12 protein-coding genes are annotated in these 13506 nt (G+C 62.5%); 5 read left to right on the top strand and 7 right to left on the bottom strand.

What is annotated here, in order from left to right:
* Positions 1–12: 12 nt before the first annotated feature.
* From QP363_RS09765 to QP363_RS09755, 3 genes are read right to left on the bottom strand one after another with little or no spacing between them, the layout of a single operon-like run.
* Positions 13–459 carry a DUF4233 domain-containing protein gene (locus QP363_RS09765; RefSeq protein WP_070447819.1) on the bottom strand — a complete coding sequence of 149 codons (447 nt, stop codon included), beginning with the start codon at positions 457–459 and terminating at the stop codon, positions 13–15.
* Positions 456–1985: a folylpolyglutamate synthase/dihydrofolate synthase family protein gene (locus QP363_RS09760; RefSeq protein ID WP_070447816.1), complete on the bottom strand. Its 1530-nt coding sequence runs from the start codon at positions 1983–1985 to the stop codon at positions 456–458. Before QP363_RS09760 ends, QP363_RS09765 begins: the two co-directional genes overlap by 4 nt.
* Positions 1985–4723 (bottom strand): valine--tRNA ligase, encoded by a 2739-nt coding sequence (locus QP363_RS09755; RefSeq protein WP_284764357.1) that lies wholly within the window; start codon positions 4721–4723, stop codon positions 1985–1987. Before QP363_RS09755 ends, QP363_RS09760 begins: the two co-directional genes overlap by 1 nt.
* 57 nt (positions 4724–4780) lie before the next feature.
* On the opposite strand from QP363_RS09755, the gene panB reads away from it, so the two are divergent.
* Positions 4781–5602 (top strand): 3-methyl-2-oxobutanoate hydroxymethyltransferase, encoded by an 822-nt coding sequence (gene panB, locus QP363_RS09750; RefSeq protein ID WP_216380673.1) that lies wholly within the window; start codon positions 4781–4783, stop codon positions 5600–5602.
* Between the two features lie 10 nt (positions 5603–5612).
* Complete coding sequence (gene panC, locus QP363_RS09745) at positions 5613–6434, top strand: pantoate--beta-alanine ligase (protein WP_284764355.1); 822 nt, start codon at positions 5613–5615, stop codon at positions 6432–6434.
* Here panC and QP363_RS09740 read toward each other — a convergent pair.
* Positions 6431–7393 carry a malate dehydrogenase gene (locus QP363_RS09740; RefSeq protein ID WP_070447804.1) on the bottom strand — a complete coding sequence of 321 codons (963 nt, stop codon included), beginning with the start codon at positions 7391–7393 and terminating at the stop codon, positions 6431–6433. The two genes, panC and QP363_RS09740, sit on opposite strands and share 4 nt — an antisense overlap.
* Positions 7394–7568: 175 nt before the next feature.
* On the opposite strand from QP363_RS09740, the gene QP363_RS09735 reads away from it, so the two are divergent.
* Positions 7569–8312: a TetR/AcrR family transcriptional regulator gene (locus tag QP363_RS09735; RefSeq protein WP_070447801.1), complete on the top strand. Its 744-nt coding sequence runs from the start codon at positions 7569–7571 to the stop codon at positions 8310–8312.
* A 265-nt stretch (positions 8313–8577) separates the two neighbouring features.
* Here QP363_RS09735 and clpX read toward each other — a convergent pair whose 3' ends face one another.
* On the bottom strand, positions 8578–9873 hold the full coding sequence (clpX, locus tag QP363_RS09730; protein WP_010190911.1) for an ATP-dependent Clp protease ATP-binding subunit ClpX: 1296 nt from the start codon (positions 9871–9873) through the stop codon (positions 8578–8580).
* A 199-nt stretch (positions 9874–10072) separates the two neighbouring features.
* On the opposite strand from clpX, the gene QP363_RS09725 reads away from it, so the two are divergent.
* Entirely contained in the window at positions 10073–11377 is a 1305-nt protein-coding gene (locus QP363_RS09725) for an MFS transporter (RefSeq protein WP_284764351.1), read from the top strand.
* A 41-nt stretch (positions 11378–11418) separates the two neighbouring features.
* The gene (gene fabG, locus QP363_RS09720; RefSeq protein WP_070525688.1) at positions 11419–12189 is read left to right on the top strand and encodes a 3-oxoacyl-ACP reductase FabG; all 771 of its coding nucleotides are present in this window, start codon (positions 11419–11421) and stop codon (positions 12187–12189) included.
* A 53-nt stretch (positions 12190–12242) separates the two neighbouring features.
* Here the strand turns inward: fabG and QP363_RS09715 are convergent, their stop codons facing one another.
* Complete coding sequence (locus QP363_RS09715; protein ID WP_010190916.1) at positions 12243–12866, bottom strand: ATP-dependent Clp protease proteolytic subunit; 624 nt, start codon at positions 12864–12866, stop codon at positions 12243–12245.
* Between the two features lie 21 nt (positions 12867–12887).
* Positions 12888–13487, bottom strand: coding sequence for an ATP-dependent Clp protease proteolytic subunit (locus tag QP363_RS09710; RefSeq protein ID WP_010190917.1), 600 nt, complete (start codon positions 13485–13487; stop codon positions 12888–12890).
* Between the last annotated feature and the right edge of the window lie 19 nt (positions 13488–13506).

Raw genomic sequence — 13506 nt, 5'->3', positions numbered from 1 at the left:
CACCGCAGCGACCTACTTCTCAGTCAGGTGCTGCGTGGTGAGGTAACCGCGCTCCATGCGGGCGACGATCACCGAGCGCATATAGGCCGCGAGTGCCCAGAGCAGGGCGAAGATGATGAAAATGGTCGCCACAGACCAGTGGACCATAAAGCCGAGCACGATACCGATGACGTGGAGGACAATCTGTACCCCGACGATCCACGGCTTATTCATGAAGGGGAAAGACGCCAGGAGCAACACCATAAAACCAATGACCACGCCATAGTTGAACGGGGTCCACAGGGTGCCGTCATAAAGCTTGTATAGCATCGGCAGTGCGAGGACCAGGGTGATCAGCTCCATTGTGAGGGAGCTCGCCACCACCATGCCGCCGAATTGCTTGAGGGGATCCTTGGCCGGTGCCTGGCCCAAGCCAAGCGGACCAATCTCCTCCTCGGGGACGGGTTTACGGGGGCTCATGCGGGTTCCTTTCCAAAGAGTGCGCGGGCGTCACCGGCAGTGACGACCGAACCAGTAATCACGATGCCGGAACCGGACTGCACGTCGGCATCCTCCGCCAATTCAACGGCCTGAGTATAGGCACTAGGGAGGTCGGGCTCGACATACACGCGCTCTTCGCCGAAGATATCGCGGGCCAGCTCCGCCAGCTCATAGGCATCCCGGGCGCGCGGGGAGGTGTTCTGAGTAATGACGATCTCCGTGAGCACAGCCTCCAGGGCGGTGAGGATGCCGGTTGCATCCTTGTCCGTGAAGATGGACACCACGCCGATGAGGCGCGCGAAGTCGAAGTCGCGGTCGAGGGCTGCAGCCAAAGCCTTAGCGCCGTGTGGGTTGTGGCAGGCGTCAAGGAAGGTCGTGGGGCTGGTGCGCACGCGCTCCAGACGGCCGGGAGAAATGGCCTTGGCAAAGCCGGTGCGCACTGAAGCAATGTCGAGCGGGTGGCCTGCCGACGCCCCGAAGAAGGCCTCCACCGCGGCCAAAGCCACGGCCGCGTTCTTGGCTTGGTGCTCGCCGTGCAGCGGCAGGAAGATGTCTTCGTACATCCCACCCAGGCCCTGGATGGTCAGCTGCTGGCCGCCCACTGCGATGCGCGATTCCAGTGCAGCGAATTCGGAGCCCGCGCGGGCCACGCCGGCGCCGACGTCTACCGTGCGCTGCAGGATAACGCGCATCGCCTCGGGGTCTTGTTCAGCAACGATGGCGATGTTCTCCCCTGGCGTGAGCACGTCCTCGGCATCGTGCTCGCGGGCCTTGATGATGCCGGCCTTCTCACCAGCAATCTCCGTAATGGTATCCCCGAGGTAGTCCGTGTGGTCGAGGCCTACCGGCATGACCACGGCTACCTCTGCGTTGACCACGTTGGTGGCATCCCACGTGCCGCCGAGGCCGACCTCGACGACGGCGACGTCGATGGGGGCATCGGCAAAGGCTGCGTAAGAGATGGCAACAAGCACTTCGAAGGTGGACATAGGAATGTCGGAGCGGGAATCCACCATCTCCACATAGGGCTTGATTTCACGCCAGATGCGCACGAAGTCGCGCGGGTGGATGGGGTGGCCGTCGATGCCGATGCGCTCGGTGACCAGCTGCAGGTGCGGGCTGGTCACCAGGCCAACACGGCGGTGGAAGGCGCGCAGCAGCGAATCAATCATGCGGGCGGTCGAGGACTTACCGTTGGTGCCAGCGACCTGGATGACGTGGAAGGAACGCTCCGGGTTACCCAAGAGATCCATGAGCATCTCGATGCGCTCGAGGCTCGGCTCGATGATGGTCTCTGGGGCGCGGGCGTTGAGCTCCGCGGTGACCTCGGCCAGCTCCGCGAGCTCTTCCGGCGAAGCTTGCTCGGGGGCGGCCTCCTCGTAATCCTCCTCGCCACCGAGGTTGAGGGTCAGGCCGGAGTCGGTGATTTCCACCGGCCCACCATCGGTGCCCTCCGCGAGGGCATCAACGACCTCAAATTCCTCGCGGTTCTTCTCCTCCGCCACTACTTGAGTCCCTCCAGACGTGCGGTGATGCGCTCGACCTCCTCCTGGGCCACTTGCTGACGCACGCGGATCTTCTCCACGACTGCCTCCGGCGCCTTGGACAGGAAGGCCTCGTTACCCAGCTTCTTGCCGGTCTGGTCCAGTTCCTTCTGGGCCTTGGCCAGATCCTTCTCCAAGCGCTTGCGCTCAGCGGCGACGTCGACGGCACCGGAGGTATCCAAGGTGACCTCAACGGTGGCCTGGGACAGACGCACCTCGATGGAAGCAGACGCGGTGAAGTCCTCGCCCGGCTCCGTGGTATTGGCCAGGTTGCGGATGAGTCCCTCCTGCTCCTGCAGGTCAGCCGCGGCGAAGTCGAGGCGTCCCGGGACCTTCTGGGAAGGCTTGACGCCCTGATCGGAGCGGAAGCGGCGCAGCTCGGTGATGAGCTTGTCGGCATCCTGAATGCGGCGGGCAGCCACCTCATCCTTCTCCGCGCCACCGTTGGTGTGCTCCTGGGTAGGCCACTGCGCTGTGACGATGGTCTCCCCGCCAGTCAGAGCCTTCCACAGGACCTCGGTGACGAAAGGCATGGTCGGGTGCAGCAAACGCAGAACCAGGTCAAGCACGCGGCCCAAAACGATCTGGGTCGTGCGTCCGGTGGCCTGCTCCTCGGCGCTCGCCGCATCGAAGTCGCGCGGGATCTGGGTCTTGGCAATCTCCAGGTACCAGTCACATAGCTCATCCCACACGAAGTGGTAGAGCAGCTCATTGGCCTTGGCGAACTGGTAGTCATCCAGGTAGGCGTCGACCTTGGCGCGGACCTCCTCGGAACGGTCGAGGATCCAGCGGTCGGCGTCGGTCAGCGCGTCGCGTGCCGGCAGCTCCGCCACGCCCGCGCCGTTCATGAGCGCGAACTTGGTGGCGTTAAAGAGCTTGGTGGCGAAGTTACGTCCGGCGGCGGCAGCGTCGACTGCCAGCGGCAGGTCCACGCCCGGGTTGGCACCGCGGGCCAGGGTGAAACGCAGCGCGTCCGCACCATAGTCGCGCACCCAATCCATCGGGTCGATGCCGTTGCCCAGGGACTTCGACATCTTGCGGCCCTGCTCATCGCGCACGAGACCATGGAGGTAAATATCCGTGAACGGCACCTGCGGGCGGCCATCCTTGCCTTCGCCGAGCAGCTCCGGGGTGTGCGCGCCGGCAAAGGTGCCGAACATCATCATGCGTGCGACCCAGAAGAAGAGGATGTCATAGGCGGTAACCAGCACGTTCGTGGGGAAGAACTTCTCCAGATCGGCGGTCTTTTCCGGCCAGCCCATCGTGGAGAAAGGCCACAGCGCAGAGGAGAACCAGGTGTCCAGAACGTCCGGGTCCTGGACGTAGCCTTCCGGCGCTTCCTCGTCGGGACCAAGGCAGATGATGTCGCGCTGGCCGTCCTCGCCCTCTGGCCCGTACCAAATGGGGATGCGGTGACCCCACCACAGCTGGCGGGAGATGCACCAATCGTGCATGTCATCGACCCACTCGAAGTAGCGCGGCTCCAGGGACTTCGGGTGGATGGTGGTATCGCCCTCGCGGACGGCGTCGCCGGACATCTTCGCCATCTTCTCCACGGCCACAAACCACTGCAGGCTCAGGCGCGGCTCAATCGGCTCGCCGGAGCGCTCCGAGTGGCCCACGGAGTGGACGTAGGGGCGGATCTCCTTGACAATGCGGCCCTGTTCGCGCAGCGCCTCACGGATCTCTACGCGGGCCTCTTCGCGGGCCAGGCCGTCAAACTTCGTGCCGGTATTCGCGATGTGTCCGGTGGTGTCCATGATGGTGGGCATGTCCAGGTCATGGCGCAGGCCCATGGCATAGTCATTCGGATCGTGTGCCGGCGTGATCTTCACTGCACCAGTACCGAATTCCATGTCCACGTAGTCATCGGCAATGATCTTCAGGCTCAGGTCATCGCGGAAGGGGTGTGGCAGTTCCTGGCCCACCAGGTGGGCGTAGCGCTCGTCCTCGGGGTGGACGGCAATGGCGACGTCGCCCAGCATCGTCTCCACACGGGTGGTGGCCACAATGAGGTGGGGTTCATCGTCGTTCAGCGAGCCATAGCGAATGGAGACAAGCTCACCCTCGACGTCCTTGTACACCACCTCGATGTCGGAGACGGCGGTCTCCAGGACCGGGGACCAGTTGACCAGGCGGTTGGCCTGGTAGATCAGGTCCTCGTCGTAGAGGGTCTTGAAGATGGTCTGGACGGCGCGGGAGAGGCCATCATCCAGCGTGAAGCGCTCGCGGGACCAATCCACCGAGTCACCGATGGCACGCATCTGGTTTTGGATGGTGCCGCCGAACTCTTCCTTCCACTCCCAGACCTTGTTGATGAATTCTTCGCGCTCATAATCCCAGCGCTTCTTGCCCTCCTGCTCACGCAGGCGGGCCTCCACCTTGGTCTGGGTAGCGATACCGGCGTGGTCAGCACCCGGCAGCCACAGGGTGGCATAGCCCTGCATGCGCTTGCGGCGAATGATGGAATCGATCAGAGTGTGGTCCAACGCGTGGCCCATGTGCAGCTGGCCGGTGACGTTCGGCGGCGGCAGCACGATGGAATAGGGCTCGGCCTCCGAGGACGCGTCCGGGGTGAAGTAACCGGCGTTTACCCAGCCTTCGTAGAGGTCTTTCTCTACTGCCTGCGGCTCCCAGGACTTGGGAAGCTGGTCCGCGCGGTTGGTGCCAACGAGTTGCTCTTTATTCTGATCAGTCACCTGGCCAACTCTACCCTGTACGTCAACTGGCACTAGCGCCCTGTCTAGAGTAAGAGCATGTCTCACAATCCTGGCCACCGCGCCCGTCTCCGCACCCGCTTCTTTGCTCAAGCCAAAGAGAACTCTCAGGCCTTTGCGTGCCTGACGAGCTATGACTGCATGACCGCCGAAATCTTCGATGAAGCCGGGGTGGATCTCCTGCTCGTCGGCGATTCCCTGGCCAATGTGGTCCTGGGCCGCGAAACCACGCTCTCGCTTACCCTCGATGAAATGATTCCGCTGGCCCGCGCCGTGGTTTCAGCTACCTCCCGCGCCTTCGTGGTGGTGGACTTGCCCTTCGGTTCCTATGAGGCCGGCCCCGCCCAGGCACTGGAGTCTGCCGTGCGCGTCATGAAGGAAACCGGCGCGCAGGCCGTGAAGCTCGAGGGCGGTGCCGAGCGCGCACCGATTGTTGCCGCGCTTGTCGCCGCCGGCATCCCCGTCTGCGCCCACATCGGATTCACGCCCCAACAGGTTCACGCCTTGGGCGGCTTCGTGGTCCAGGGCCGCGGTGCCGGTGCGGAGAAGCTGCACACGGACGCCCGCGCGCTTGCCGACGCCGGTGCCTTCGCCGTGGTACTGGAGATGGTCCCGGCTGCGTTGGCTGAGGAGGTGACCAAGGAACTGCCCATCCCCACCATCGGCATCGGTGCCGGCGCGCAGACCGACGGCCAGATCCTGGTGTGGACCGATGCCTTCGGGCTGGGCGGACCCAAGGCGCCGCGTTTCGTGCGCCGCTATGCGGACTTGCGCGGCGCGTTGCTGGAGGGTGCGAAGAATTACGTGGCCGATGTGGGCGAGCGCTCCTTCCCCAACGCCGAGGAATCCTTCGAGGACTAAGGTTTGGGCCATGCAAATCTTCAAAACTAAATCTGAACTCCGCGCCTTCCGCGCGGCCGCATCCGGCACCGTGGGATTGGTGCCCACGATGGGCGCGCTTCACGAAGGCCACGCTTCACTCGTGCGCCGCGCCCGCGAGGAGAATGACACCGTGGTGTGCTCGGTCTTTGTCAATCCCCTCCAATTCACCGACCTCGGCGATTGCGAGGACTACCGCGCCTACCCGCGCGACCTCGACGCGGATGCCGCGCTGCTGGACTCATTGGGAGTCGATGCGGTCTTCGCCCCCAGCGTGGAGGAGATGTACCCGGGTGGCACCCCGCGGGTGTGGGTGCGCACGGGTGAGATGGGCTCGGTCTTGGAAGGCGCTTCGCGCCCCGGCCACTTCGACGGCGTAGCCACTGTGGTGAGCAAGCTATTCACTCTCGTGCGCCCCGACCGCGCCTACTTCGGGCAGAAGGATGCCCAGCAGGTGGCCATTATTCGGCGCTTAGTGGCGGACCTCGACCTGCCACTCGACATCATCAGCGCGCCCATCGTCCGCGCGGCGGACGGCGTGGCCGAGTCCAGCCGCAACTCTCGCCTGAGCCCTCTCGAGCGAGAGCAAGCCGTGGCGCTGTCCCAGGCGCTCTTTGCGCTGCGGGAGGGTGCATCCCTCGACGAGGCGAGCGCGCAGCTCGCCTCCTCCCCCGGCGTGACGGTGGACTACCTCACCGTGGTGGATCCAGCCACGCTCGAGCCCATTGATGCACAACACCGGTCCGCCCTGGCGCTGGTTGCGGCGCAGGTGGGGCCGGTGCGGCTCATCGATAACTTAGTGCTTGAGTCTTAGTCCTTGAGCAGGTGGGCTACGGCCTCGCGCTCCTCACGCAGCTCTTGAACCGAGGCCTCGATGCGTTCCTTCTGGAAATCGTTGAGCTCGAGGCCTTGCACGATTTCCCACTTGCCGTCGCGGGCGACGGTGGGGAAACCTGAGACGAGGCCCTCGTCCACGCCATAGGAGCCATCGGAGACGACGGCTGCGGTACGCCAGTCCTCGGTGCCGTGGATCCAATCGTGCATGTGATCCACCGCGGCAGAGGCTGCGGAGGCAGCTGAAGACTTACCGCGTACGGCGATGATCTCGGCGCCGCGCTTGGCCACCTTCGGAATCATCTCTTCCTTGTACCAATCCTCATCCACCTCGGCGTTGGAGAAGGTCAGGTCCGGGAACTGGGAGGCAGAGTGATTGCCCCACACGGCAACTTTGGTCAGCTCCGCGGTAGGCACTCCCGTCTTGAGGGAGACTTGGCTCTGGGTGCGGTTGTGGTCCAGGCGCATGAGCGCGGTGAACTGGCTCGGGTCCAGGTCCGGTGCGCTGTTCGCCGCAATATAAGCATTGGTGTTGGCCGGGTTGCCCACGACGAGGACGCGGACATCGCGCGCAGCGACGTCGTTCAGCGCCTTGCCCTGGACCGTGAAAATGGCACCGTTGGCTTCCAGCAGGTCGGCGCGCTCCATGCCCTTGCTGCGCGGGCGGGAACCGACGAGGAAAGCAGCCTTGGTGTCCTTGAAGGCCACGTTCGGATCATCGGTGACGGTAATGCCGCGCAGGAGGGGGAAAGCAGAGTCATTGAGCTCCATGGCCACGCCTTCAGCGGCGCCCACGGCGTCCGGGATTTCCAGCAAAGCCAGCTCCACCGGGGTGTCCTTGCCATAGACATCACCCGCAGCGATGCGCCACAGCAGAGAGTAGGCGATGTTGCCGGCGGCGCCGGTCACGGTGATCTTGACGGGTTTCGATGCAGTCATGTGCGAGTCCTTTCGGCTGGGTATTCACCTTCCCACCCTAGTCCCGTTTTTCGCCCCCGTGGGGTGTGATTTTACCCCCGAAAGATGCGAGTTCTTTGTACTTGAGCTCCACGGCCGTCTTTTTTCGGCATAGTGGACAACTGTACGCATATCCATCGACTAGACGGGACCTTCCATGAGCACTGAGACTTCATCGGTCGACTCCGGCTCTGTTGAGCACGTGATCGATGTTGCGATATCGGAGTTTTCGGAGCATGGTTATGCCGAAACCAAGCTCGAGACCGTATCGAAGCTGTCTGGGATGTCCAAGCGCATGATCCACTACTACTTCGGGGATAAGAAGGGGCTCTACCAGCAAGCCTTGGCAGCGGCAGCGCGGCGCCTCAACCCGCCAGAGGGCAGCCTCGAGATCAATTCTGCTGTCCCAGTCGAGGGCGTGCGCACCTTGGTGGATTGGTTGTTCCGCCAACATGTGAATAACCCCGAAGCCATCCGGATGCTAACGATGGAATCCTCCCACAGTGTGCTGGAGTCCTCGCAGGCGCTTGTCGACGTGTCCGAGATCTCCCTCCACCTCGACAGGCTGCTCATGCTGGGCCAAGATTCCGGCGCGTTCCGCCCGGGAATTTCCGCCAACGATATTTTCACGCTGATTTCTGCGCTCTCGATGTACCGGGTGACGAATCACGCGATGATGAGCAACCTGCTCGACATCAACATGTACACCCACAACAACACTGAGGGGTTGCACCGCATGGCGGTCGATGCTGTGCTGGCTTTCCTTACGGCGAACATCCCGGACATCGGCTTCGAGTCCTACCTCACCCAGAACGAAACCGAGCTCGATGCTGAGTCCGCGCCCTTGGATGTCTACTCCACCGAGGACGAGGGCGACGCGTCAGCGAGCCTCTACGAATGACGCGCCGGCGGGGACTCTCCGATTAGAGCCCTCTCCCCAGCATCGCGCGAGCAAAGAAACCAAAGTAAAGGAACCATCTGCGCGCCGGCCTGAGCACAAGCCCAGGTCACAATCTCACTCCACAGCTACATGGTCCCATTCATCTGGTTCCTTTGCCCCAACAGGCAGATGGCATCTGACAGAAGGCGTTTTTAGACCTGAAAACGCCATGTAGACAGCACAAAAGGCATCTTCAGCCTTGAAGATGCCTTTTAAGAGATGCCGTTTAGGCGGATTCCTTCGCCTCATCCGAGTACACGAACTCCGGCTCGCCGCCGTCGGTCACGCAGTCCTGCGTGATGTGGACGCTGGCGATGTCCTCGCGGTCTGGGAGGTCATACATGATGGGCACGAGCAGCTCCTCCATGATGGCACGCAGGCCGCGGGCACCGGTCTTGCGCTCGAGCGCGAGCTCGGCGATTGCCTCCAGCGCCTCATCCTCGAAGTGCAGCTCCGCACCATCCATGCTGAACAGGCGCTGGTATTGCTTGACCAGCGAGTTCTTCGGCTCCACGAGCACCTTAACTAGCGATTCGCGGTCCAGGTTATCCACCGTGGCAACCACCGGCAGGCGGCCGATGAACTCGGGGATGAGGCCGAACTTCACCAGGTCCTCCGGACGCACCTGGGAGAAGAAGTCGACTGATTCCTTCTCATCCTTAGTTTCCAGCTTGGCGCCAAAGCCTACGCCCTTCTTGCCCACGCGCTCCGAAATCACCTTATCCAAGCCCGCAAAAGCACCGGCGACGATGAAGAGGATGTTCGTCGTATCCAGCTGGATGAATTCTTGGTTCGGGTGCTTGCGCCCACCCTGCGGCGGGATCGCCGCCACGGTTCCTTCAAGGATCTTCAGCAGCGCCTGCTGGACGCCCTCACCGGACACATCCCGGGTAATCGATGGATTCTCCGACTTGCGGGAGATCTTGTCCACCTCATCGACGTAGATGATGCCGTGCTGCGCGCGCTCCACATCAAAGTCCGCTGCCTGCAGCAGCTTGAGCAGGATGTTCTCGACGTCCTCGCCCACGTAGCCAGCCTCGGTCAGGCTCGTGGCATCCGCGATGGCGAAGGGGACGTCCAACAAACGCGCCAAGGTCTGCGCCAAGTAGGTTTTACCGGATCCCGTCGGGCCCAGCATCAGGATGTTGGACTTAGAAATCTCAACTTCTTCATCCTGCGCCTTCTTCCGGCGGCCCTCCAGGCCCGCGGCCTCCTCAGCCTTGATGCGCTTGTAGTGGTTGTACACAGCCACCGACAACACGCGCTTGGCCTGGTCCTGGCCAATGACGTACTTATCCAGAAAAGCCGAAATCTCCGAAGGACGCGGAAGGCGCATCTCCTTCTCTTCGTCCGCCTCGGCCTGAGCCGCGCCGAGCTCCTCCTCGATGATTTCGTTGCAGAGCTCGATGCACTCGTCACAGATGTAGACGCCGCCGCCGGCGATAAGCTTCTTCACCTGCTTCTGACTCTTTCCACAGAAGGAACACTTGAGCAGGTCAGCGCTTTCTTGCATACGTGCCATGAAGGCCTTTCAACTCTTTTCTCTGGGGTTATGGTGGGGCGATTTTACCGCAGTTTGTTCCACTCTAGTAAACCACTCAGACTCGAGCGCTATTCCTCACTCAGCGGCGCGCCCTTGAATTTAAAACGGCAGTTAGTGGACATAGACAGAGCGGTTCACTAACTTACATCGAAACCGCTCTATCAGCAGAAAGATTTTCATGGACATCCGCGAACTCATCGACCGCTCCCCCATGGGCGCACGCCAATGGCTCATCATCGCCATTGCCCTCTTCCTCAATGCACTCGACGGCTATGACATGGTGGCCATGGCCTTCGGCGCCGGCACCGTCAGCGAAGAGTTCGCGCTGTCCGATTCTTCCCTTGGCTGGCTCCTGTCCTCCGCCCTCATCGGCATCGGCCTTGGCTCGCTCTTCCTCGCCCCGTTGGCTGACCGCCTTGGACGCACCACCCTCATCACGGTCTCGCTCGTCATTGACCTCGTCGGCCTCGTGCTCACCGCCCTCGCGCCTACATTTAGCCTGCTGTTGCTGTGCCGCCTCATCACCGGCATTGGCGTCGGCGGCGTCCTTGTCTGTGTCACCGTGCTCGTCAGCGAGTACTCCAACCTGCGCTTCCGCGGCCTGGCCGTCGCCATCTACGCCTCCGGCTATGGCCTCGGTGCCTCCTTCTGCGGCGTTGTCGCCTCCTCCTTCGATACCTGGCAGCCCATATTCTGGGTTGGCGCAGCACTCACAGTTGTCGCCCTTATCCTCACGGTTGCTTTCGTCCCCGAGTCCGCAGACTTCCTCGCCGCCCGTGGCCGCATGGACACGGTGCGCACCATCACCGCCAAACTCGGCCTCACGGGAGACGTCAGCGTCCGCCCGCGCACCAGCCACAAGGCCTCCTACAAGGACCTCGTCTCGCCGCAGTTCCTGCGCACCTCCATCAAGCTCTGGCTGGCCTTCAGCTTCATCATGTTTGCCTACAACTTCACCTCGCAGTGGACCCCGAAGCTTCTTACCGCCGAGGGCCTTACCGCCCAGCAGGGCATCATCGGCGGCATCATGCTTTCCTTCGGCGGTGCTATCGGCGCCATCCTCTTCGGCCTGTTCACCACGCGCATCGACGCCCGCCCCCTGCTCATCGTCTTCTGTCTTATCTCCTCCGTCGTCCTCGTCGGCTTCATTAACTCCACCGCCGTGCCTTCCCTCATGTTTGCCCTCGGAGTCGGCGTAGGCCTTACCCTCAACGCCTGCATCTCCGGCCTTTACACCGTCACCCCGGAGGCTTACCCTTCGGCGCTGCGCACCACGGGTACGGGCGCTGCCATCGGCATCGCTCGCGTGGGCGCTACCCTCGCTCCCATCCTGGCGGGCTATCTGCTCGAAAGCGGCTGGACCCCAACGGGGCTCTACACCCTCGCCGGCGCTACCGCTGTGTTGGCCGCAATCTCCCTCATCGGTGTGCGCGCCTACACGGCAACCACCAAGCAGACAGCACCCCAGACCGTGGCGGCCTAGGCTGGAGGGGGCACACAGCCCCAACCGCTTAGGAGCAGTACATGTTTAATCTTCAGGACCACGTTGCCATCGTCACCGGCGGCGCCGCCGGAATCGGCCGCGGCATCGTCAGCGCTCTACGCGAAGCCGGCGCGACCGTCGTCATCGCTGACCTCAACCTCGAGGCCGCGCAGAAGACTGCCGAAGAACTCGGGGCGGACGCCCTGCTTGTCGACGTCACCTCGCGCGACTCCGTCCGCAACCTCTACAGGGACGTCGTCAAGCGCTATGGCCGCATCGACATCGTCTGTTCCAACGCCGGTGTCTTCCCCAACTGCCCGCTCGAGGACATAACCGACGAGCAATGGGACGCCATGTTCGCCATCAACACGCACGGCACGTTCACCGTGGTGCAGGAAGCACTGCCCTACATGAAGAAAGCGGGCTACGGGCGCATCGTCATCACGACGTCTATCACCGGCTCGCACACCGGCTACCCAGGCTGGGCGCACTACGGCGCTTCGAAGGCCGCACAACAAGGCTTCATGCGCTCCGCGGCACTGGAAGTTGCCCGTGATGGCATCACCATCAATGGTGTTCTGCCAGGCAACATCCTCACCGAGGGTTTGGAGGGCCAGGGTCAGGAGTACCTCGACCAAATGGCACGCTCCGTCCCTATGCACCGCTTAGGTTCCCCGCGCGATATCGGCAACGCCGCGGCCTTCCTCGCCTCCCGCGAAGCAGGCTACATAACGGGCCAGACCATCATCATTGACGGCGGCCAGATCCTCCCCGAGTCCCCCGAGGCCATCCTGCCGCCCTACGAAGCCTAAGCATGGCCGAAGCCCCGCTATCTACTAGACAGCGGGGCTTTAAGCTTGATTACTTAGGCGTTGAGCTTGCGGTAATCAAAGACGGTATCGATGAGACCGTAGTCAACGGCTTCCTGCGCGGTAAGAATCTTGTCGCGGTCAGTATCGATGCGCACCTGCTCCGCAGTGCGGCCGGTGTGCTCAGCCAGGGTCTCCTCCATGAGGCGGCGCATGCGCTCGATCTCGTTGGCCTCGATCTCAAGGTCCGACACCTGGCCCTGCGTGCCCTGCGTACGCGGCTGGTGAATCAACACACGAGAGTTCGGCAGCGCAGCGCGCTTGCCCGGAGCACCGGCGGCCAACAGAACAGCCGCTGCGGATGCGGCCTGGCCCAGACACACGGTCTGCACGTCCGGACGGACGTAGCGCATGGTGTCGTAGATAGCCATCAGCGCGGTAAACGAGCCACCCGGGGAGTTGATGTACATCGTGATGTCGCGGTCCGGATCCTGGGACTCCAAGACCAGCAGCTGCGCCATGATGTCGTTGGCGGAGGTGTCATCGACCTGGGTGCCCAGGAAGATGATGCGCTCTTCAAAGAGCTTGGAATACGGGTTGGTGGTCTTCGATCCCTGTGCGTTCTGCTCAATGAACTCCGGCAGAACGTAGCGGGAAGAAGGCATCTGAAGGTTAGACATAGTGATAAAGCTCCTTGTTCCCTAGTTGGTGATAGGACCGTTGACGGACTCGATGACGTGGTCGACGATGCCGTATTCCTTGGCCTGCTGGGCGGTGAACCAGCGGTCGCGGTCCGAATCCTTGGTGATTTGCTCGAAGGTCTGGCCGGTGTGCTCAGCGATGAGCTCAGCCATCTCGCGCTTGGTCTGCGCGAACTGCTCGGCCTGGATGGCGATATCTGCGGCGGTACCACCCACACCAGCGGAAGGCTGGTGCATCATGATGCGGGCGTGCGGCAGCGCGTAGCGCTTGCCCTTGGTGCCGCCGGAGAGCAGGAACTGGCCCATCGAAGCGGCCAGGCCCATGCCATACGTAGCCACGTCGCACGGCGAGTACTTCATCGTGTCGTAGATGGCCATGCCCGCGGTGACCGAGCCACCCGGGGAATTGATGTAAAGCGAAATATCGCGCGTGGGGTCCTCTGCGGACAGCAGGAGGATCTGGGCGCACAGTTTGTTGGCAATCTCATCATCCACCTGGGTTCCCAGGAAGATAATGCGCTCGCGCAGCAGGCGCTCATACACGCTATCGCTCAGATTCATACCCGTAGACGACGAGTTCATTGAAATCTTCTCAGACATTAATGGTTCTCCTTCAAGT

Source organism: Corynebacterium sp. UMB6689 (assembly GCF_030215295.1).
GTDB lineage: Bacteria > Actinomycetota > Actinomycetes > Mycobacteriales > Mycobacteriaceae > Corynebacterium > Corynebacterium aurimucosum.
This window is presented reverse-complemented; position numbering and strand designations above follow the sequence as displayed.

Coding starts and splice junctions, on each gene's coding strand:
- panC (WP_284764355.1), top strand. CDS start 5,613: ATGCAAATCTTCAAAACTAAATCTGAACTCCGCGCCTTCCGCGCGGCC.
- QP363_RS09725 (WP_284764351.1), top strand. CDS start 10,073: ATGGACATCCGCGAACTCATCGACCGCTCCCCCATGGGCGCACGCCAA.
- QP363_RS09715 (WP_010190916.1), bottom strand. CDS start 12,866: ATGTCTAACCTTCAGATGCCTTCTTCCCGCTACGTTCTGCCGGAGTTC.
- QP363_RS09765 (WP_070447819.1), bottom strand. CDS start 459: ATGAGCCCCCGTAAACCCGTCCCCGAGGAGGAGATTGGTCCGCTTGGC.
- QP363_RS09740 (WP_070447804.1), bottom strand. CDS start 7,393: ATGACTGCATCGAAACCCGTCAAGATCACCGTGACCGGCGCCGCCGGC.
- QP363_RS09710 (WP_010190917.1), bottom strand. CDS start 13,487: ATGTCTGAGAAGATTTCAATGAACTCGTCGTCTACGGGTATGAATCTG.
- QP363_RS09735 (WP_070447801.1), top strand. CDS start 7,569: ATGAGCACTGAGACTTCATCGGTCGACTCCGGCTCTGTTGAGCACGTG.
- fabG (WP_070525688.1), top strand. CDS start 11,419: ATGTTTAATCTTCAGGACCACGTTGCCATCGTCACCGGCGGCGCCGCC.
- clpX (WP_010190911.1), bottom strand. CDS start 9,873: ATGGCACGTATGCAAGAAAGCGCTGACCTGCTCAAGTGTTCCTTCTGT.
- panB (WP_216380673.1), top strand. CDS start 4,781: ATGTCTCACAATCCTGGCCACCGCGCCCGTCTCCGCACCCGCTTCTTT.